The following is an 18,323-nucleotide window of genomic DNA, read 5'->3' as shown; positions in this document are numbered from 1 at the left end:
TCCGGTGACCTTGTCGGACAGGAGCACGGACAGCGGCTTTCGGTGACGGGAAGAGGCCGGGCGTGGCCTCCGCGGCCGCGCCCAGTTGCCTTGAGGCTCTGGCGGATCAGCCCTTGGCGAGCCCGCCGGCCTTCATGAAGGCGCCCATCGCCTTGTCGCTGTCGGCCATAAAGGAGCCGAAGGCGTCCGCATCGGCGTACTTCATTGTCAGGCCGCGCGAATTCATGAAGTCCTTGTACTCCTGCGAGTCGTAAATCTTCTTGAGCTCGGCCGAGAGCAGCTTGGAGACATCCGGCGGCAGGTTCTTCGGCCCGCCAATGCCTCGCCAGGAGCCGAGCGGCACTTCCAACCCCATGGCCTCCTTGAGGGTCGGTACGTCCTTGAACTGCGGGTTGCGCTGCGCTGCCATGATCGCGAGCGATCTCGCCTTTCCGGCGTCGATCATAGCGCGTGCTTCCGGCACCGAGCACGTCACGAGGTCGATACCGCCGGCGGCCAGATCCTGCATCGCGGGGGCCGCGCCGTTGGACGGAACCCACGCGACATGGTCGGGCTTCAGCCCCATCGCCTGCATCCAGCCGACCAGAGCCAGATGCCAGATGCCGCCCTGGCCGGTGCCGGACGCCTTGAACTTGCCTGGAGGAGCGGCCTTGATCGCGTCCGCCAACTGCTTGACGTCCTTGTAGGGCGAATCCGACCGCACCTGCACGCCCGGCGGGTCATCGTTCATCAGCGCCAGCGGCGTGTAGCTGGCATAGGTCAGCTGCGTCAGCCCCTGATGGTGCATCATCGCGATCTCGGAGGTGATGATGCCGAGCGTATAGCCGTCGGGCGCAGCCGTCGCGATCGCCGAATGGCCGACCACGCCGGAGCCGCCGGTGCGGTTTACCACATTAAAGGGCTGGCCGAGGCTCTTTTCCAGCAGCGCGCCGATGATGCGGACGACCGCGTCCGTGCCACCGCCGGCGCCCCAGGGGCAAACCAGCGTGACGGGCCGGGACGGGAACTTGGCCTGGGCCATGGCAGGCGCGGCGATGAGGCCGACCGCGCCGGCAGCCGTGCCTTTGAGCACACTGCGTCTGTCGATGAAAGTCATTCGGGTGTCCTCCGCAAAATCGATTTTGGTGTCCGGGCGCTCCTCGTGCGCGACGAGCTTGGGCGCCTTCAAGCGTAGAAGCCGCGGTGGGCGGACAGGCGGCGCGGGCCAAAGTTCGAGCTTCCGCCTGCCAAATGGCTCCGGAGCAGGCTCCGGCGCCATTAGCGCCCCTTACGGCTTGGCACTCGCTGCCATGGCGGCGCGCGCCTCCTCAACGAGGTCGACGCCGATCTTCTTGCTGTATTCTGCTACGACAGGCGCAACGCGTGCGTTCATGGCTGCCATCGCTTCAGGCGTCGGTTGGGTAATCTTGAAGCCCTTCGCCTGCAGCTCGCCTTCCAGCTGCTCAGCCGCCTTGCGGGAAAGATCCCGCTGGAAGGCTGCCGATTCCTTCGCCGCCTCCATGACCACAGCCTTGTCCTTGTCCGAAAGGCTGCCGAACCATTTGCGGCTGGCAAGGAGAACGAACGGCGTATAGACGTGCCCCGTCTTGGCCAGATGGCTCTGCACCTCATAGAATCTTGCGGTATAGATCAGAGCGTACGGCGTCTCCTGAGCGTCCACGGCACGATTTTCGAGTGCGCTGTAAAGCTCGGGCCAAGGAAGAGGCGTCGGATTGGTTCCCAGGGCTGTCCACGTCGCGATGAACAGCGGGTTCGGTATGACCCGAATATTGAGTCCGGCCATATCCTGCACCGTGTTGACGGGGCGTTTTGCGTTGGTCATGTGACGGAAGCCGTTGTCCCACCAGGCCAACCCCACAATGCCGGTCTTTTCTCTGAGCTGTGCAAAGAGCTTTTCGCCGACCGGACCGTCCATGACGGCATCGACCGCCGCGAAGTCCTTATAGAAGAACGGAAGGTCGAAGATCATGAATTGCGGGACTACGCCGACCAGGTTCGGCGTAGGGCCAACCATGATGTCGATGAAGCCCGCCTGAACCGACGCCTGCATCTCGGGCTCGCTTCCGAGCACGCCGTTGCCGAATGTTTCGATCTTGATGCGGCCACCGGTCTTCTCTCCAACCAGCTTCGCAAAATGACGCGAAGCTTGTCCAACCGGATGATCATCTACAGGCACATATCCCAAGCGCGGATTCTGGGCCATGGCCGGAGCGGCCAGAAGAACTCCCAGAAGTGCAGCAGTCAGAAACCTCATTTTCATGGTTTAACCTCCCACTAGAATTTTGTTATTGGAACCAAGACTGCAGAAACTGTCGTCAAGAAGGGAGCGGGGTTGGCACTCGAATATGGCCAGTTCAGCCAAGAAGAACTGCGTCCCGCCTTCTGCCGTGAAGCGAAGAGTGCCCTATCTTTAGTGCCCTCCACGTTGAATTCGGTGCCGATGGCAGTGTAACCCTCAAATTGCTGGATTTGCGATGGGCGCAATCCCAGAACAAATTGGCCGACGCCCTCCCTCCGCCGCCAAGGTAGACAAGATCCATGGCCCGACCGCAGGGAGCGGGCCACTGGCAAGATCACTCTCCACGTAGCCCCCGGATCCGACCCAAACCTTCAACCTGAGGGAATGTCCATAATATGGACTATATGTCCAATAAGTTATGATGGGCAGACAAAAAACCAATTGTCAACGCTTCATCACCGCTCTCTGGGGCACGCGATCGGCTGCTTGTCAGTTGGATTAAGATCGTGGCTGCTGATAGTTATCGGCGGGCCGCGGCTCCGATCGGAAGGAGTCTTGAAGACGTCCCGTTTATTCTGGATCGTATCCCGGGGCTTTGAACTGGTTTGTGCGTTCGATCGGGTTAGGGATGTCGATGAGAGAGCCGACGTTGCCTCGGAGGTGATCGATTGTTCCTTCGGCCTCTGCGCGCAGCGAAGCCTTGAATTTTGAGAATGCTTTCTCGGTGGGCTTGAAGTCGAGACTGTAGGGCGGCTGGTAGAGCAAGCTCGCGCCGGTCGCCTCGATCGCTGCTTGAACGCCGGCAGCCTTCGCGGCCTGCACGTTGTGCATGACGACGACGCCTTGAGCAAGGGTGAGAGCCAAGGATTTGCTCAACTCAAGCCAGGAATACGTTCCCGTTTGTGGCGCAGGCGAAGGGCGCGACCCAAGGCGCCGAGCGGCGGCGGTATCGCCGCAACCCAGAGAGGTGCTTGACAAGGCGAGACTTCCGCCTACACCTAGATGGACACTATGTCCATATAATGGACAGTCGGCGCTTGTCGTCATGCGTGTGTATGCGCCGGCTAAACAATGACATGCCGTATGCCGCGCCGCTGCAGCGATAAAGGTGCGCAACGTCAAGGGAGGACGGCAGGTGCATACGATAACCTATCTGACAAACATTAGCTTCGGGCTCGGAGCGTCCGATTCGCTGGCGGAAACTCTCCGCGAACTCGGCGTGTCGCGCCCCTTGGTGATCAGCGATCATGGCATCAAAGCTGCTGGTCTGCTCGACCGCCCGGGCTTCGTGTTCCTGAAGTCGGCTCCGGTCTTCCTGGACGTTCCCACCAACCCCACGGAAAGCGCGGTCGCTGCTGGTCTCGCACTGTACAGGCAAGGTGGCTGCGACGGCGTGGTGGCAATTGGCGGGGGATCTCCGATCGACCTGGCCAAGGGCGTGGCGCTGCTTGCCACGCACGATGGCGAACTGGAGCGGTACGCGGCGATCCTGGGCGGCGTGGCTCGCATCACGAACGCCGTGGCGCCGCTCGTGGCCATCCCGACGACGGCTGGCACGGGATCCGAAGTCGGACGCGCGGCACTGATCACGCTGGATGACGGCCGAAAGCTCGGCTTCATCAGCCCGTTCCTGATCCCGCGCAGAGCGGTCTGTGACCCGTCCCTGACAATGGGGCTTCCTCCGGGTCTGACGGCCTCGACAGGTCTCGACGCCCTGTCGCATTGTATCGAAACGTACCTGTCTCCCCGCTTCAACCCGCCCGCAGAGGCGATCGCTACCGACGGCTTCAAGCGCATCTGGAAGGCTTTGCCTGTTGCGCACGCGGATGGCGCGAACGCCGAGGCGCGGACCGAACTCATGATGGGCGCCCTGGAAGGCGGTTTGACATTCCAGAAGGGCCTCGGAGCCGTCCATGCGCTGAGCCATGCGCTGGGCGGGCTCAAGGAGGCAAAGCTTCATCATGGAACGCTCAACGCCATCCTGATGCCGACCGTCCTTCGGTGGAACGTGGAAGTTGCAGCAGTTGCCAAGAAGGTCAGCCACCTCGAAAGCCTGGCGGGACTTGATGGAACAACCCTCGCAGACGCACTGGACGCGTTGAACGGTCGATTGGGCATCACACCGAAATTGTCAGAACTTGGAGTGCCCCGCCACGCCATCGATTGGGTGTGTGAAAGAGCCATTGCGGACCACAGTCACCCGACCAATCCACGTCCCTTGAGCAAGGAAGACTACGCCGCCATCCTCGAGGCCGTCTTTTAAGCTCCGAACACTCCCAGACAAGGACCGAGGAGGACGTTCCGTGAGGCCGATCGTGATCGTGACGGGCGCAAGCCACGGCATCGGTGCAGCAACAGCCAGGCTGTTCGCCGCTGAAGGCTACGATGTTTGCATCAACTATCTCTCGGACAGCGCCGCAGCGTCCGAGGTCGTCGAGGCTTGCAGGGCCACGGGCGCACGGGCCATCGCGGTCCAGGGAGATGTGGGCAAGAGGGAGGACATACAGGCTCTGTTCAGCGCCTGCGACGATGAACTGGGGAGACTGACCTGCCTGGTCAACAATGCCGGGATCATCGGGAAAGCAGGTAGGATAGAGGAGTTGCAGCCTGCGGTGCTGGAAACCGCCTTCAGGATAAACGTCTTCGGCGTCATGTACTGCATCCAGGAGGCCGCGAAACGCATGTCGACCCGCAAGGGCGGCCGAGGCGGGACCATCGTCAACATGTCGTCGCTGGCCGCCTTCCTCGGCAGCCCCAACGAATATGTCCACTACGCCGCAACCAAAGGAGCGGTTGAATCCATCACCTTTGGCGCGGGCAAGGAGCTGGCACCGGAGGGCATCCGCGTGAATGCCATCCGTGTCGGGACCACCAACACGCGCATACATACGCAAGGCGGAAATCCCGAGCGCCCCGCCAGGATTGCCGCGGCGACGCCGATGGGGCGCATCGCGGAGCCCGACGATATCGCGCGCGCTGCCCTGATGCTTGCCTCTCCCGGCTCCGGATTCATGACAGGCACGCTAATCACGGTCGCGGGAGGGCTTTGATCGTCCGGTCGGGCAATTCGTAAAGCAGTGCCGGGCTGGTCCCGGTACTGCTGCCAAGACCGTGTCGCGTCCCGTCACCGACTTTCAGTCTCGCTCGATCGCCGCAATGCCTGGTCACGCGTCAGGGCCCGCCAGCGCCCTGGCGGGCCTTTTGTCGTATCCCTGGAAAAGCCGTCGGCCCTGTCCAGGTCAGCTCCTCGACAGTCCGAGCTTCAATGGAGCCAGCGCGCGGGCACGGTCACCAATGCCGGGAACAGGACCAGCAGCATAATGAGGAGCATCTGGGCCACGAGATAGGGCATGGCTCCCTTCGTCGCCGTCTCCAATGAAACGCCGCTGATTCCGGATACCGTGTTGAGGACCGTCCCGACAGGAGGTGTGATCAGGCCGACCGCGTTGACCATCATGAAGACGACCCCGAAATAAACCGGGTCGATACCGGCCGCTTTGACGACCGGCATGAGAATGGGCACCAGAATGGTGATGCAGGGTGCGAAGTCGAGCGCCGTGCCGACGATGAACACCACCAGAACGATCATGCCCATCAGCAGGATCGGAGATTTGATGAATGGGCCGAGGAGGCTGACGAGCTGGGCGGGCATATTGGAGATCGTCAGCATGAAGCCTGAGATCATGGAGGCTGCCACCAGCAACATGATCACGGCCGTCAAACGACCGGCCGAGAGCAGCGCGTCATAGAGCAAGCGCGGTGTAAGCTCGCGATAGACAAACAATCCCACAAACAGCGCATAGGCGGCAGCCACGACGCCGGCCTCGGTCGGCGTGAAGATGCCGAACCGCAGTCCTGCGAGGATGATCACCGGCATCATCAGCGCCCAACCGGCGGCCACGATGGTTTTCGGGAGATCCTTGCGCGGCGTCTTGAGCCGGACCGTCGCCATCTCCTTCTTGGACAGGAACCACCAGGCAATCATGAGGCTCACCCCCATCATGATGCCGGGCACGATTCCGGCGAAGAACAGGCCGACGATGGAAATATTCGCGGTGACGCCCAGAATGATGAAGCCGACGGATGGCGGGATGACCGGTGCGATAATGCCCGTTGCCGCCATCAAGCCCGAGGCGCGGCCCATATGGTAGCCGGCATCCCGCATCAATGGGACCAGCATGACCGCGAGCGTCGCCGTGTCCGCGATGGCGGAGCCGGAAACGCTGGCAAGGATCAGCCCCGTGCCGATGACCACATAACCGAGGCCGCCCCTGATGTGACCGACGAGTGCCAAGGCCACGTTCACGATGCGACGGGATAGGCCGCCGGCGTTCATGAGCTCGCCCGCGATGAGAAAGAAGGGGATCGCCATCAGCGGATAGCTGTCCGCGCCATTGACCAAGCGCTGGGCCAAGATGTTGGCATCCAGATTTCCCATCAGCAGCATCATCGCAATCCCCGACAGCATCAGGGCGAAGGCGATGGGAACCCCGATGGCCATGGCACCGAGGAGAGAACCGATAAATACCAGGCCGCTCACGGTGTTTTCTCCGAAGTCAGCGCGGAGGGCACGACCGGCAGCGGCTCGACATGTTCCACTCCCGACCACGGGGCAGGCAGGATGCCGCGCAGCGAGCGCCACAGATCGAGAAGGAGAACGACGGCCATCAGGACCGCAGCGACGAGCCCTGCGGCGTAGATGGCGCCGACGGGAATTCCCGAAAGTGCCTGGACGTTGCTCCACTCGATGACGGTGAGCGCCCAGCTGCCTTCTCCCAGGAGCCAGCAGCACCACAGCATCAAACCATATGAAACGAGAAAGCAGACCAGGCGCGCCCTTGGGGGCAGCCGGACGACCAGAGACTCGACGCCAAGATGCGCGCCCTTGGCGAGGGCCACCACGGATCCCATGAAGATGACCCAGACGAGGACGACGCGGGAGACTTCGACGGCAAACGGAATGCCTGAGCTGAAGCCATAGCGCAGCACGACATTCGTAAAGATGAGGAGGCTGATGACGGCCATTCCGATGACGACGAAGACGTCGAACGCCTTGAATAGCCACTGCAACGCTGAGGACATGACCGCTCACGAAGGTTGTGCGCGCATGCAGCGGCTTTCGCCGCATTCTGACGAAGCTCCGGAGACTTTGAGGTGGGCCCTGCCAGCGAGCTGGGCTGGTGGCCCTGTCTACGTATCCGATCGAACTGCACGCAAGATAAAGGCGACGATTCCTCCCGTCGGAATGACGGGAGGCCTCAGGCAATTCGTCCGGTGTCAGACACCTTCCACCACGGCCAGATGCACTTTGGCGTGCTTCTCGCGAGCCTTGATAGCAAGCTGATACTCAGGAGAGTTGTAGCAGGCGAGCGCGGTCTCGTAATCCTTGAACTCGATGACGGCCAGTCGGTTCGCGGCGGGGCCTTCCATAACCTGGCTTTGTCCAGCGCGAACGACAAAGGCGGCCCCGTATTTATCGAAAGCCGCCTTGTTCAACGCGATGTAGTCTTTGTATCCCTCATGGTCTGCGATATCGACCAAAGCAACCCAGTAGCCTTTTTTGGACATCTGCTTCCTCCCAGCATGACCTCCCGAGCCTTCTCTTGCGGAAGGCGTGGGGATTCGATTCGTTCACATTCGGCGTTCGAGAGTTTGCCGTTGATCCCCCTCGATCACGCGGCTAGAACCGGCGAAGAGAATTGACTACAATGTGGACAATCTGCCCAAATTTTGTAGAGCCGGGGTGTTTCGTTGTCAAGCTTGCGAGGTATGCCCGTGACCAAGAATGAGCAGGATGAGGGCGATGGTGGAGCGCTTCATCACGTACAAGGAGCGGCTTCGTTCTCGAAGTTCATGACGGTGCTGCAGATTATCGCCGACACTCCCGGAACGCTAAACATCGCCCAGCTGACAAAGCGCGCACCGTTTCCCCGGGGTACGATCTACCGCCTCGTTTCGGCGCTCATGGCGGAGGGGCTTGTCACGCAGGCAGGAGAGAATGGAACGTTTCGGCTGGGGCCACGCCTTCTCCAGTTGGCCGCAAAGACCTGGGAGGATTCCGACCTGCGGACGATCGCAAGGGATTTTCTGGTGTCGCTTCGCGACGCAACGGACGAGACCGTTCATCTTGCAGTGCCGAGCAACAACCGGATGGTCTACATAGACAAGCTGGTAGGCTCCAACAGGGTACAGATGAAAACCAGCATTGGCGGCCAGGTCGAACTTCACTCCACGTCCGTAGGGAAGGCGTGGCTGTCAGGTCTGCCGGACCAACGACTCTTGGACGTTATAAAGGGCTTGGATCTGAAGCGCTACACGGCCAAGACGTTCACAACACCCGCAGCGCTGTTAGATGAACTGAAGCGGACGCGTGAGCAGGGCTTCGCTTTCGACGACGAGGAAAACGAGCCGGACATCCGCTGTTTCGGCAGCCCGATCTTCAATCGTTCGCGGGAGCCGATCGGAGCGGTCAGCATCAGCATGCCGGTGTACCGGCACGACGAGCGGCGCCACGAACTCTGCGGAAGGCTGGTGCGTGAAACGGCCCAGCTGATCAGCGCAGAATTGTCCAGGATGCTATAGCGTCGGGAGGCGCTACCACGATTGACCAACCAATCTACCACATCACGACCATTCGACCGAGAAAGATGGCTGACCCTGCAGCAACGAATTGCCCACGTGCTCAGCAGGTTCCCGTCTGCTCGTCCGCTTCCTATGAACTGCCAAGGTCGGTTTGTGGCGCAACACGAAGGGAACCGCCCGGACCTTCTGGCTGAAGTTGTCGACTGCAGCGTTCACAGTTGGAGTGGTGCCTTCGCAATATGATCGGTCACGACGGTTATGAAGGCCCGCAGCCGCTGAAGGCGCCGGATGTCCCGGTGATAACCCATCCAGATCTCCCGTGAGGGTGGCTCTGCCGGCAGATCGAGCTTGCGAAGACCCACGATCTGACTTCCGACCACTTGGGGCAGGACGGCGATGCCAATGCCTTGGCGGCTCATCCGCCCCTGCACGTTCCGATTATTCGATCGGAGGAGAGGCTTCGCGTTCGGAAAGCTCTCGATGAGCCAGGCAATATCCGGGAACTGGCCGGTCGACGTGTCGTGGGTGATCAGCCGGAAGCCGGCTCCATCACCATACACAGGCTCGGGCGAGCCTGCAGCGACGTAGACGCCGTAGGGCAGACTGACCAGTCGCCGCTGCACGACATCGGGGTTGTCGAACGGGACGATCCGGAAAGCGATGTCGGCCTCCCGCTGCGCGAGGCTGAACAGGCGGGTACCCGTGAGGATTTCCAGATCAACGTCCGGATAGGCCTTCGCATAGTCGTCGATGATCGGCGGCAGGACATAGGCGCCGAACCAGTCGGCAGACGATATGCGCAAGGTGCCCTGAAGGGCTTGCTCCTGTCCGGCGAGCCGCCGCTCGATGGCCAGCGCGCCTTCCTCCATCTGCTCGGCCAAAGCGATGACGGCATTGCCTTCTTCCGTCGGAATGAAACCCTCGGCCGTTCTTTGAAACAGCGTGTGGCCGGTTGCCTGTTCGAGTGCCCGAAGGCGGCGTCCGACCGTGGGATGGCTCAGATGGAGCACGCGGGCGGCAGCACCGAGCGTGCCGGTACGGGCTATGGCCAGAAAGATCCTGACGTCGCTCCACTCCATCGCCACACCCACAAAACTGAACCGAGATCGAACGGTATTGTCAGTTATCGAACAAATCCAACCGCCTATCTTCTCCGCATCCACTGAAGACGAAAAGCGCGCCGGCCGCTTGTCGCGGCAGGTTTGTGTGGCGCTTGGTCTGAGCGCTGAAGGAGAACATGATGAAAACCTGGCTGATCACAGGATGCTCGTCGGGCCTGGGCTGGCAGCTTGCCGAGGCCGTAGCCGCGCGAGGTGATCGCCTCGTCGCGACGGCCCGTTCGACGGATAGCCTGAAATCGCTGGGCGAACGCTATCCCGAGACTGTGCGTAGCATTTCGCTGGACGTCACCCGCGACGGTGACGCTGCAAGGGCCGTGGTGTTGGCCGAAAGCGCGTTTGGCGGTCTCGACGTCCTCGTCAACAATGCCGGCTTCGGTCTCATCGGCGCGATCGAAGAGGGAGAGCCTGACGAATATCGGCCGATGTTCGAGGTCAATCTTTTCGGCCTGATCGAGATGACCCGCGCCGCACTGCCGGCGCTGCGCAAACGTGCCGGGGCCCGCATCGTCAATCTCTCCTCCGGTGCCGGGATCGCCGGCTCCGCGGGTTTCGGCTTCTACAATGCGAGCAAGTTTGCCGTCGAAGGCCTGTCCGAAGCGCTCGCACAGGAACTTCGCCCGCTCGGCGTACACGTGATCATCGTCGAGCCCGGCCCTTTCCGCACCGAATTTCTCGGTCGCTCGATGATCACCGCGGCGCGGGAGATCGCCGCCTATGCCGAGACGGTGCCTGCGAGACGTCATTACCGTCACACCAATAACGGCAGGCAGGCAGGCGACCCGGCCAAAGCCGTCGCCGTGATGCTGCAGGCCGTCGATGCCGAGCATCCGCCGCTGCACCTCCCGATCGGGCCGCGCGCCCACGCGATAGCGGAGCAAAAGCTGGCGGCCTTCCGCGCCGACATCACCGCCTGGCGCGACATCTCCATCGCGACCGACTTCGATATCCAACGAGGGCGGACTGAATCGATCGGCGGCAGCGAAGTTCAGGACATGCGTTCATGAGCGCGACGACGTGTGAAGCAGCGGCCCTAACGGCCGCTGCGGCTCGGGACGGTGACGCCCTGCTCGAACCGCGGCGCTGGACCATGTTCGTGATCCTGCTGGTCGGGACGTTCCTGCCGCCGCTCGACTTCTTCATCGTCAATGTGGCGCTTCCCTCGATCCGGGGGGAATTGGGTGCCTCCTCCTCCGCCGAGCAGCTCGTCATTTCGTCCTATGCCGCGCTCTATGCCGTGACGCTGACGACCGGCGGGCGGCTCGGCGATCTGTTCGGTCGCGGCCGTGTGTTCTTTCTCGGCCTGATTGGCTTTGCCGCCGCCTCCACGCTTTGCGGCTTTGCCTGGTCGCCCTGGGCGCTGGTCACCGGGCGCGCATTGCAGGGCGTAACGGCTGCCTTGATCGCGCCCCAGGCGCTCGCTTCGGTGCAGGCGATTTTCCCGGAGAAGGAGAAGCCGCTCGCGCTTGGCATCTATGGTGCGATCTTCGGTTTGGCCGCGGTGGTCGGGCAGGCCTTGGGCGGCGTCCTGATCTCGCTGGATATCATGGGACTGGGGTGGAGGGCGATCTTCCTGGTCAACCTGCCGGTGGCGATGCTCGTGCTGCTGTTCGGCATTCCTCTGCTGAAGGAGACGCGCGCCCGCGACGCACGCCGGCTGGATCTCGGCGGCATGGCGCTCTCGATGCTGACGCTCGGTGCGCTGCTTGTTCCGCTGATCGAGGGGCGCGAAGCTGGGTGGCCCCTCTGGTCCTGGCTGTCGCTCGTCGGGGTACCGCTGCTGGCGCGGCTCTCCTGGCGTTACGAGACCAGGTTGTCACGAGCAGGCGGTGCGCCCTTGCTCGACCCGGTCGTCTTGCGGGCACCGGGACTGGGCCGTGCGCTCTTGATCGCGCTGTTGTTCTATTCGATCGGCAGCTTTTTCCAGCTGCTCTCCGTCTATCTGCAGGACGCTCTGCATATGACCGCGCTGCAGGCGGGCCTCGTCTTCCTGCCGTTCGGTGCCGGGTTCCTGCTCGGGCCGCTGTCTACACCCTTTCTCCGGCGGTTCTGCGGTGCCTATGTCAATCCAATCGGCATGGGACTCGAGGTTGTCGGGTTTCTGGGCCTCGCCGGCCTCATCGCGGCGACATTCACCGGCGTGCATCCCGCACCGATACCGCTTGCCGCCCTCCTGTTCGTCATCGGCTTCGGGCAGGGGCTGGCACTGCCGACCCTGATGCGGATGGTGACAGGCCGGGTCGCGCCGGCCTTGTCCGGGATGATCGCCGGCATCGCCAGTTCGACTCTCCAGGTCAGCACCGCGCTCAGCGTCGCCGTGATCGGTGGGATCTTCTATGGGGTGCTGGGCACCCGGACCGATCCCGCCGCCATCACGCAGGCGCTTATCGTCGCCGTCCTTTGCATCGCCTTCTGTCTCGTCGGAGGCGTAGCCCTGAGCATCACGCTCGTCCGGCAGGCGCCTCCTTCGCATGACGAGGCGCAGCGGCAGGTTTGAGAACCGTCCACGACATACCCAGAGGCGCCTGTCGCCAACGATGAAGGCTCCATTTGAGCCGAGAACCGCCGCTCCTCCACAGCCGCGATGCCGGTCGATCGGGATCATCAATCGCACCAGATCGGAAAAACAGGACAACTTCATGTTTGGAATTTCGCCACTGGGCTGGGTGCATACGCTCGGCAGCCTGCCAGCCATTCCGCTCGCCATCTACATGTTTGCCCGACACGGCAGGATCGTGCCGCGATCTGTGCCTGGCGCCCTTTATTTTGTTTCAATGCTGATCGGCGCGATAACGGTGTTTCTCGTTGCACGTGAGCCAATCAGTTACGGCATCGGCGCGGCGACGATCCTGCTGCTGGTCGCCGGCTACGGCGTCGGGCCCATCGCGCGTTTCGGCCGTGGCGGCACCTACTTCGAAACGATTTGCCTCACTCTGACGGCATTTCTGTTGATGGTGCCGAGCGTCAGCGAAACGCTTCGTCGCGTCCCGGATGGCCATCCCCTGGTCACCGATCCGAAGTCTCCGGTCCTCCTGGCAGCCCTGGCCGGCCTTTTCGTCATGCTAATCGTCGGACTGACCGCTCAGATCGCCCATTTGCGCAGACAGAGCTCACTCGGGACAGACTCCCCACAAAGCAGGATGGCCGCAGAGTAAAGGGGCCTATTCGATATCATTGCTTCGGTAGCCGTTTCGCTTGCTCTTGGCTGGCGCGGGCTAGGAGAGCCTCTAACTTTGCGATAACCGTTGGCGGCAATCGCAGAGCAATATTCGCTTCGGCTTCGTTCCTGGCTAAATATCCCAAGGTGCGCCTGCAACTCGTCGCGACCGACCGGCCGGTCGATCTGATCGCGGAGCGGATCGATCTGGCGCTATGGGTCCGTGCGGCGCTGACAAGCGATGCCGCCTTGACGATGCGCACGCTCGGGCTGTCCACGCGCATTCTCCTGGCCGCGCCCCGGCTTGCGAGCGAGGTCGCAGATGTCGAGCAACTGGCAGGGCTTCCGACCCTCTCGACTAGCGATGACGCCGAAGGTCTCGAATGGCAGCTGGAGGCAGAGGATGGCCGCAGCCGTTCCGTGCGCGTCGTGCCACGGATGGGCTGCGCCGACATGATGGCCGTTCGCCAGGCCGCTATCGACGGACTGGGCGTCGCGATCCTGCCTGATCATGTCTGCCGTGACGCGCTTTCAGACGGGCGCCTCGTCCGCGTGCTGCCAGCGTGGCACGGGCTCAAAGGCATCGTGCATTTGGTCTTCACGACCCGGCGCGGGCTGCCTCCAGCGGTCCGCGGCCTGATCGATCATCTCGCCGCTGGATTTCAGAAAGAGTTAGCCACAAAGGCGACGATGTGAGGCAGACGTTCGGCGGCGAGACGCCACACTCCGTCATGCGAAAGACCCAAGCTCGGTTGGGTCCGCTTTCGGGCAATGTGCTAGAGTCGGCTTGTGGCGCTCTGCTACCTTGAGGCTGCTATTGGGCTTCTACGGCTGACGTGAGAGGGAAATTAGCGTCGGCAAGCCTGCCCAGCAGACTTGAATCACAGCATCCTGCCCGCCAAGGGGAGAGCCCGTCCGCGTCCATCAGGCTAGCGATGCGCGAGCGTTCCCAGCCAAATCGACACCGCGACGGCGCCACCGTCCGGCGTACCGATGACACGCTCGCCGAGATAGCTCGCCCGGCCGAGCCGCGGCTTCATCGTGGCGGTGGCTTCCGCGCCGGCCTTTGCGGCGTCCGCCGCCAGGCTCCAGGCCTGGGCCGGAGGCAGGCCGTATTGCGCCGCTTCCGCCAGGGCTCGTGCCGCGGGCAGCAGGGCGTCGAGCATCGTCCGGTCGCCGGCATGGGCGCCTCCCAGCTCGGAGACGGCGTCGGCACCTGCTGCGAACGCATCGGCCCAGTCTGCGAGCCCGCCGCTCGGCCCCTGGGCGAGGCGGCGGGCGGCGCGCAGCAGGCCGACCGCGTAGAACGGCCCCGAGCTGCCGCCGATGGCGCGCCGCAATTGCCCGGCGAGAAGAGCGAGGACCGCAGCGGCGCTGTCCGATCGGTCCGCTGCGCAACCGGCCCGGATGGCGGCTGCGGCACGGCTCATGCTGACGCCGAGATCGCCGTCGCCGGCCCTGCTGTCGAGCTCCGTCAGATGGGGCTCTGCCGCTTCCAGCGCCGTCGCGCAGGCGAGGGCGGCGTTTCGCACCGCGGCGCCCAGCCTGTCGGCCGAGGTCATCGTCTCGTCCGCAGCTTCGACCTCCCCGGCGCCCACAAGGCTCGGCGCGTGCGGAACGATGCCGGCGCCGGGCCAGGCCGGAGCCGCCGCCGCCCGGTCGAGGAGGGCGAGCCTGTCGTCATCGACCGCCGTCACCGACAGCGAGAAGCCCGGCATTTCGAGCGCGCTCAGCAAGGTGCCGGCCCAGGCGCGCTCGACGACCAGCCCCTGTTCGCGCAGGCGGGCGAGGGCGCGCCCTGCGATGACGGCGAGCTCCATCTGCGTCGTCCCGCCGAGATTGTTGACGAGCAGCGCGATGCGCGTTCCGGCGCCATGGCCACCTTCGCGCAGGATGATCTCCAGCATCCGGTCGGTGATCGCGTCGGCTGAGGCGATCTGCTGCCTGGAGACACCGGCCTCGCCATGGATGCCGAGGCCGAACTCGATCTCGTCCTCGCCGAGCGTGAAGCCGGGGACGCCGACCGCCGGGATGGTGCAGGCCCCGAGCGCCACGCCCATGGTGCCCGTGGCGGCGGCAGCGGCCCGCGCCGCCGCTGCGACTGCCGCCAACGACTGTCCTTGCTCCGCGAGCGCCCCGGCGATCTTGTGGACCAGCACTGTGCCGGCGATGCCGCGCCGCCGTTCCCTCGGCACGGTGTCGCGCAGCGCGACATCGTCCGCGACGACGGCGATCTCGGTCGGGATGCCGCTGGCCCGCGCGATCTCCGCCGCCAGACCGAAATTGAGCCGGTCGCCCGTATAGTTCTTGACGATGAGGAGCGCGCCCGCCGGCCCCGCGGCGGCGCGGATGGCGGCCAGCACCGCATCGACCGACGGCGAGGTGAAGACGTCGCCCGAGACGGCGGCGTGCAGCATGCCTGCCCCGACATAGCCGGCATGGGCCGGCTCATGACCGGCGCCGCCGCCGGAGATCACCGCGACCTGGCGGCTGGCGGGCTCGGGCAGGTCGCTGCGCAGCACGACGTCGTGGTTCGCCAGCAAGGCAAGCCCCGGATGCAGCGCGACGAGCCCTTCGAGCATCTCCCTGACGACCTTGCAGGGATCGTTGATCAGCTTCTTCACGATGTCCTCCCGTGCGGCCGGCCCGGCCATCAGCTGCCGTCGCCGGCAGCGATTCCGGATGTCACGGCGATCCTGCCGCGGCCTCCGCGCCGCGGGAAGCCGTCATGTCGAGATACTGCGCGTGGGAGACATCGGGATGATCGAGCCAGTAGTCGGCGTAGTACGGCACGAGCGGCTGGTAGGCGTCGAAGACGCGGCGCAGGTCGCGCACCGCATCGCGGCCCTCCTCGGGTAGCGGGTTGGCCATGTCGATCCGCAGGTCGATCAGCGGCCGCTCGACCTCGGGCGCGCAGACAATCAGGCCGGCGGATTTGTGCCCGATCAACTCGCCGCCTGCGGCCGCGCCGGCTTCGATCGCCCGCACCAGCCGCTCGAAGAACGGTACCGTCGCGTTCGCGATGAAGGTATCGTGGATCGCGTCGACCACCTGGGATCCGGCAAGGCCGTTGCCCATCGCGACGAAACCTTCCCCGACGAGATGGCCGGTATAGACCTTTCCCTTCGATGGGCTGTGCGCGGCGGCCCGGCCATCGGCCGTGACGATACCGATCTGGCGATAGTCGAAGAAGGGATCCTTCTGCTTCAGCGCGCCGAGGATCTCCTCGGGAGACCAGCTCTTGGCGGCGAGCTCGAGGCCTACGAGCCCGTGACGCCAGTCCGAATGGCATTGCGAGGAGATCGCCGCGACGCCGCCGCGCACATGCGGGCAGCGCGAGGCGACGCCGAGCGGGCTGGTGGCGAGGCAGACCCCGAGCAGTTGGGTCTGCGGGCAACGGGCAACGATGGTGAAGGTCATGCTGTCAGTCTCCCGGCTGAGGTCAGAAGGCGCGCGGTGCCACCGAGCGGGCGGCGTAGATGTCGACCAGCGGCAGATATTCGTCATAGAGGCGGCGCAGATCGGCCAGCGCGTCGCCCCCGTCCTCGACCGGGCGGCTCGGCAGGTCGACGCGCAGGTCGATCTGGCTCTCCGCGCCGGGCGAGCGCACCAGGAGCGAGGTGGAGTTGATCGGGAAGCTGCCGTCGAGCAGGCGGGCGGCGCTCTCCAGCCCGGTCAGCATGCGATCGGCCATCGGCGTTCCGGGCGGCCCATTGGCAAAGCCCTCGGCCAGGGCGTCGAGCGCCGCCTCGCCGGGCGCGAGCCCGTTGCCGAGGCAAAGCAGATTCTCGCCGATGCGGTGCCCGGCCCAGCCGGTCGCCTGGCTACCCGTATGCGCGCCGATCTGCCCGTCGGCGGTCAGGATGCCGATCTGCCGGTAGTCGAGCCAGCGATCGTGCTGGCGCAAAGCCTCCAGCACCTCGGCCGCCGTCAGCCCGCAGCGGACGAGGTCGAGCGCCAGCGGCCCGACCTTGAGATTGGTGAAGCCCTGGCTCGCAATGGCCGCCCGCCCGGTTTCCAGATGCGGGCAGCGCGAACCGATCGCGATCGAGCTCGACGCCAGCGCGATGCCGAGCGTGCCGTCGCCCGGATCGCGCGCCAGGACGCTGAGCATCGTGCCCCTGTGGGTGAGATCGATGTTCATGCAGCCCGGCCGGTGCGCTGGAGGCGAGCTTCGTCGACGAAGCTCTCGATCGCGCTGTAGCGAGGATGGCCTGGGCATCGACTTGAGCAAGACGTCTAGAGCACGGGCGTTGGCGTCGCTGCTACCGCACTAACATCGAGCCGCAAGGCGAAACATGATCTGCGACTGGCCGTAGGCGTGCGGCCAGGACATTGCAGTGTCGAAGGACCAGCTGTGCTCCACAGGCAGAGCTCACCATCCGCTTTCGTGAGTGGCCGGCAACTTCTGCTCTGTGGCACATTCCCAATGTCTGGTTGTGGCGCGAGGGAGCGATAAGCCCCGCTATATTTGATAGAATAACCTCGGATGCGGCATCCCAAGAGGGGATCTGCCATGGATATCCAAGCGCAGAACCAAGTGCCTCATCAAGCGTGGAACCTCGGGCGCATCATCGGGCCGAAACCACCTCTGAAGCCAAAGCATATCTGGGCGATACGGACCCGGCTTCAGCATGAGGGGCGAACTCGTGATCTTGCGATGTTCAATCTTGCGATCGACAGCAAGCTACGCGGATGCGATCTCGTGCGCCTTCGCGTCGGCGATGTCGTGCTCGGCGGCACCGTTCGCCTCCGGACCGCCGTCGTTCAACAGAAGATCGGGCGGCCGGTGCCGTTTGAACTCACCGATTCCGCTCGCGAGGCGCTTACCGCGTGGCTCAGAAAGAGAGGCCCTCGTGAAGAGGGCTGGCTCTTCCCCAGCCGCAGCCGGCCTGGTGATCACATTTCAACGCGCCAGTACGGCCGCCTCCTTGACGCCTGGGTTGCTTTGATCGGGTTGGATCCAGCGCTCTATGGAACTCACAGTCTCCGCCGAACAAAGGTCGCGCTGATCTATAAGCGCACCGGAAATCTGCGCGCCTGTCTGCTGCTCCTGGGCCATACCAAGCTGGAGAGCACCGTGCGCTATCTCGGCATCGAGGTCGACGATGCGCTTCTCCTTTCGGAGCAAACGGACCTCTAACGCTAGGCACGGCGGGCATCCGCCGTGCCCGTTCGTCATTAAGCCGACGGCAAAAATGGGGGCGGATCTGGTAAATGCAGTCGA

Annotated in this window: 18 protein-coding genes; 8 read left to right on the top strand and 10 right to left on the bottom strand. The window is 63.8% G+C overall.

Going from position 1 to position 18,323, the window contains the following annotated elements:
- Positions 1-106: 106 nt before the first annotated feature.
- The 3 genes from ACQKLX_RS01900 to ACQKLX_RS01890 form a co-directional block, all read right to left on the bottom strand.
- Positions 107-1,096 (bottom strand): Bug family tripartite tricarboxylate transporter substrate binding protein, encoded by a 990-nt coding sequence (locus ACQKLX_RS01900; RefSeq protein ID WP_427359275.1) that lies wholly within the window; start codon positions 1,094-1,096, stop codon positions 107-109.
- Between the two features lie 171 nt (positions 1,097-1,267).
- Positions 1,268-2,260 (bottom strand): TRAP transporter substrate-binding protein, encoded by a 993-nt coding sequence (locus tag ACQKLX_RS01895; protein WP_427358972.1) that lies wholly within the window; start codon positions 2,258-2,260, stop codon positions 1,268-1,270.
- A 549-nt stretch (positions 2,261-2,809) separates the two neighbouring features.
- A complete protein-coding gene (locus tag ACQKLX_RS01890) occupies positions 2,810-3,103 on the bottom strand; it encodes a transposase (protein ID WP_427358970.1) in 294 nt (97 codons plus the stop codon).
- Between the two features lie 271 nt (positions 3,104-3,374).
- Here ACQKLX_RS01890 and ACQKLX_RS01885 point away from each other — a divergent pair, with 271 nt between their 5' ends.
- Both ACQKLX_RS01885 and ACQKLX_RS01880 read left to right on the top strand, forming a co-directional pair.
- Complete coding sequence (locus ACQKLX_RS01885; protein ID WP_427359273.1) at positions 3,375-4,502, top strand: iron-containing alcohol dehydrogenase; 1,128 nt, start codon at positions 3,375-3,377, stop codon at positions 4,500-4,502.
- A gap of 40 nt (positions 4,503-4,542) precedes the next feature.
- Entirely contained in the window at positions 4,543-5,289 is a 747-nt protein-coding gene (locus ACQKLX_RS01880) for an SDR family oxidoreductase (protein WP_427358969.1), read from the top strand.
- A 212-nt stretch (positions 5,290-5,501) separates the two neighbouring features.
- Here ACQKLX_RS01880 and ACQKLX_RS01875 read toward each other — a convergent pair whose 3' ends face one another.
- From ACQKLX_RS01875 to ACQKLX_RS01865, 3 genes are all read right to left on the bottom strand, one after another.
- On the bottom strand, positions 5,502-6,779 hold the full coding sequence (locus ACQKLX_RS01875; RefSeq protein WP_427358967.1) for a TRAP transporter large permease: 1,278 nt from the start codon (positions 6,777-6,779) through the stop codon (positions 5,502-5,504).
- Entirely contained in the window at positions 6,776-7,321 is a 546-nt protein-coding gene (locus ACQKLX_RS01870; RefSeq protein ID WP_427358965.1) for a TRAP transporter small permease, read from the bottom strand. Before ACQKLX_RS01870 ends, ACQKLX_RS01875 begins: the two co-directional genes overlap by 4 nt.
- A 195-nt stretch (positions 7,322-7,516) precedes the next feature.
- On the bottom strand, positions 7,517-7,807 hold the full coding sequence (locus ACQKLX_RS01865; protein WP_427358963.1) for a DUF1330 domain-containing protein: 291 nt from the start codon (positions 7,805-7,807) through the stop codon (positions 7,517-7,519).
- A 207-nt stretch (positions 7,808-8,014) separates the two neighbouring features.
- Between ACQKLX_RS01865 and ACQKLX_RS01860 the strand changes: the two genes are divergently transcribed.
- A complete protein-coding gene (locus ACQKLX_RS01860; protein ID WP_427358962.1) occupies positions 8,015-8,821 on the top strand; it encodes an IclR family transcriptional regulator in 807 nt (268 codons plus the stop codon).
- Positions 8,822-9,033: 212 nt separating this feature from the next.
- Here ACQKLX_RS01860 and ACQKLX_RS01855 read toward each other — a convergent pair whose 3' ends face one another.
- The gene (locus ACQKLX_RS01855) at positions 9,034-9,900 is read right to left on the bottom strand and encodes a LysR family transcriptional regulator (RefSeq protein WP_427358961.1); all 867 of its coding nucleotides are present in this window, start codon (positions 9,898-9,900) and stop codon (positions 9,034-9,036) included.
- Between the two features lie 161 nt (positions 9,901-10,061).
- On the opposite strand from ACQKLX_RS01855, the gene ACQKLX_RS01850 reads away from it, so the two are divergent.
- From ACQKLX_RS01850 to ACQKLX_RS01835, 4 genes are all read left to right on the top strand, one after another.
- Complete coding sequence (locus ACQKLX_RS01850; RefSeq protein ID WP_427358960.1) at positions 10,062-10,946, top strand: oxidoreductase; 885 nt, start codon at positions 10,062-10,064, stop codon at positions 10,944-10,946.
- Positions 10,943-12,436 carry an MFS transporter gene (locus ACQKLX_RS01845; RefSeq protein WP_427358959.1) on the top strand — a complete coding sequence of 498 codons (1,494 nt, stop codon included), beginning with the start codon at positions 10,943-10,945 and terminating at the stop codon, positions 12,434-12,436. The genes ACQKLX_RS01850 and ACQKLX_RS01845 overlap by 4 nt, the downstream gene beginning before the upstream one ends.
- 142 nt (positions 12,437-12,578) lie before the next feature.
- A complete protein-coding gene (locus tag ACQKLX_RS01840; RefSeq protein ID WP_427359271.1) occupies positions 12,579-13,094 on the top strand; it encodes a hypothetical protein in 516 nt (171 codons plus the stop codon).
- Between the two features lie 8 nt (positions 13,095-13,102).
- Entirely contained in the window at positions 13,103-13,792 is a 690-nt protein-coding gene (locus tag ACQKLX_RS01835) for a LysR substrate-binding domain-containing protein (RefSeq protein WP_427359269.1), read from the top strand.
- 233 nt (positions 13,793-14,025) lie between these two features.
- On the opposite strand, the gene ACQKLX_RS01830 is transcribed toward ACQKLX_RS01835, so the two are convergent.
- The 3 genes from ACQKLX_RS01830 to ACQKLX_RS01820 form a co-directional block, all read right to left on the bottom strand.
- The gene (locus ACQKLX_RS01830) at positions 14,026-15,720 is read right to left on the bottom strand and encodes a dihydroxyacetone kinase family protein (RefSeq protein ID WP_427358957.1); all 1,695 of its coding nucleotides are present in this window, start codon (positions 15,718-15,720) and stop codon (positions 14,026-14,028) included.
- Between the two features lie 61 nt (positions 15,721-15,781).
- Positions 15,782-16,516, bottom strand: coding sequence for a DUF1028 domain-containing protein (locus tag ACQKLX_RS01825; RefSeq protein WP_427358955.1), 735 nt, complete (start codon positions 16,514-16,516; stop codon positions 15,782-15,784).
- A 22-nt stretch (positions 16,517-16,538) separates the two neighbouring features.
- Complete coding sequence (locus ACQKLX_RS01820; RefSeq protein WP_427358953.1) at positions 16,539-17,240, bottom strand: DUF1028 domain-containing protein; 702 nt, start codon at positions 17,238-17,240, stop codon at positions 16,539-16,541.
- 372 nt (positions 17,241-17,612) lie between these two features.
- Here ACQKLX_RS01820 and ACQKLX_RS01815 point away from each other — a divergent pair, with 372 nt between their 5' ends.
- The gene (locus ACQKLX_RS01815) at positions 17,613-18,239 is read left to right on the top strand and encodes a tyrosine-type recombinase/integrase (RefSeq protein WP_427358952.1); all 627 of its coding nucleotides are present in this window, start codon (positions 17,613-17,615) and stop codon (positions 18,237-18,239) included.
- The last annotated feature ends 84 nt before the right edge of the window (positions 18,240-18,323 follow it).

The organism is Allobosea sp. NPDC003192 (genome assembly GCF_050275675.1).
Taxonomy (GTDB): Bacteria; Pseudomonadota; Alphaproteobacteria; order Rhizobiales; family Beijerinckiaceae; genus Allobosea.
The sequence above is the reverse complement of the archived record's forward strand: the minus strand, read 5'-3'. Positions and strand labels throughout refer to the sequence as shown.

Coding starts and splice junctions, on each gene's coding strand:
- ACQKLX_RS01900 (WP_427359275.1), bottom strand. CDS start 1,096: ATGACTTTCATCGACAGACGCAGTGTGCTCAAAGGCACGGCTGCCGGC.
- ACQKLX_RS01895 (WP_427358972.1), bottom strand. CDS start 2,260: ATGAAAATGAGGTTTCTGACTGCTGCACTTCTGGGAGTTCTTCTGGCC.
- ACQKLX_RS01850 (WP_427358960.1), top strand. CDS start 10,062: ATGAAAACCTGGCTGATCACAGGATGCTCGTCGGGCCTGGGCTGGCAG.
- ACQKLX_RS01840 (WP_427359271.1), top strand. CDS start 12,579: ATGTTTGGAATTTCGCCACTGGGCTGGGTGCATACGCTCGGCAGCCTG.
- ACQKLX_RS01870 (WP_427358965.1), bottom strand. CDS start 7,321: ATGTCCTCAGCGTTGCAGTGGCTATTCAAGGCGTTCGACGTCTTCGTC.
- ACQKLX_RS01825 (WP_427358955.1), bottom strand. CDS start 16,516: ATGACCTTCACCATCGTTGCCCGTTGCCCGCAGACCCAACTGCTCGGG.
- ACQKLX_RS01845 (WP_427358959.1), top strand. CDS start 10,943: ATGAGCGCGACGACGTGTGAAGCAGCGGCCCTAACGGCCGCTGCGGCT.
- ACQKLX_RS01820 (WP_427358953.1), bottom strand. CDS start 17,240: ATGAACATCGATCTCACCCACAGGGGCACGATGCTCAGCGTCCTGGCG.
- ACQKLX_RS01855 (WP_427358961.1), bottom strand. CDS start 9,900: ATGGAGTGGAGCGACGTCAGGATCTTTCTGGCCATAGCCCGTACCGGC.
- ACQKLX_RS01865 (WP_427358963.1), bottom strand. CDS start 7,807: ATGTCCAAAAAAGGCTACTGGGTTGCTTTGGTCGATATCGCAGACCAT.
- ACQKLX_RS01815 (WP_427358952.1), top strand. CDS start 17,613: ATGGATATCCAAGCGCAGAACCAAGTGCCTCATCAAGCGTGGAACCTC.